Consider the following 523-nt stretch of genomic DNA (forward strand, 5'->3'; position numbering starts at 1 on the left):
CGCCGGTGCCGTTGGGCGGGGGAAAGCGCAACGAACCCGTCGGGTCTAGCAAACGCCCGTGGTCCAACCGCATCATGTGTGCCTTCTGGATGCGCCCGAGCAGGTGGAAATCGTGGGTTGCCACCACGACCGTCGTACCGAGCCGATTGAGCGAGTCGAACAGGTGCAACAATCGTTCCGCCATGTCCGGATCGACGTTGCCGGTCGGTTCGTCGGCAACGAGGATTTCGGGTCGGCCGATCACAGCGCGCGCAATCGCCACGCGCTGCTGCTCGCCGCCCGACAACGTTGGCGGCTTCGCGTCGACGCGGTCGCTGAGGCCGACCCAGGCGAGCATCTCGCGCACGGGTGCCTCGACATCGCTTTCGCGCACGCCCGATACGCGCAGCGGCAAGGCGATATTGTCAAAGGCCGAGAGATGCGGGACGAGCCGGAAATCCTGGAACACCACGCCGATCCGCCGCCGGAAGCCAGGCAGGCGCGATCGCGGCAAGGTCACCGCGTCTTCGCCGAACAGCCGGAT

The 523-nt window shown here is 66.5% G+C and carries 1 protein-coding gene; it reads right to left on the reverse strand.

Annotation, left to right across the window (positions count from 1 at the left end):
• Positions 1-523, reverse strand: a 523-nt coding sequence (locus tag AACY52_RS30040) for an ATP-binding cassette domain-containing protein (RefSeq protein ID WP_339561337.1), incomplete at both ends; no start/stop codon positions are given.

It is taken from the genome of Pseudomonas sp. EA_65y_Pfl1_P113, from assembly GCF_963970525.1.
Lineage (GTDB): Bacteria > Pseudomonadota > Gammaproteobacteria > Pseudomonadales > Pseudomonadaceae > Aquipseudomonas > Aquipseudomonas tritici.